1 pseudogene is annotated in these 228 nt (G+C 52.2%); it reads left to right on the top strand.

The features are described from left to right. Window positions 1-228: pseudogene (locus SLS51_RS23800) on the top strand (IS1634 family transposase); the annotation flags it as partial.

Here is a 228-nt window from a genome sequence, read left to right as displayed (position 1 = left end):
TACAGGCACTGCATGATTTTGAGTCTCAATGCCAGTTTATCGGCATCGCCTCGCCGGAAATTCAGGCGATTACCGCGTATGCGGGGCGCGGGAAACCCGGCAAGCATCAACCCCCCAAATCGGTTCATTATCAATTAGCCGGTCAGGTTTATACCCGGTTAGACAATGTGAAGCAGGCCAGATTGCGGGTCGGGAGGTTTATTTTAGCGACCAATGAACGGGATGAAG

Origin of the sequence: Photorhabdus africana (assembly GCF_035181445.1) — a bacterium.
Classification (GTDB): domain Bacteria; phylum Pseudomonadota; class Gammaproteobacteria; order Enterobacterales; family Enterobacteriaceae; genus Photorhabdus; species Photorhabdus laumondii.
Note: the sequence above shows the minus strand (reverse complement) of the source record. Positions and strands in the feature narration are given on the sequence as shown.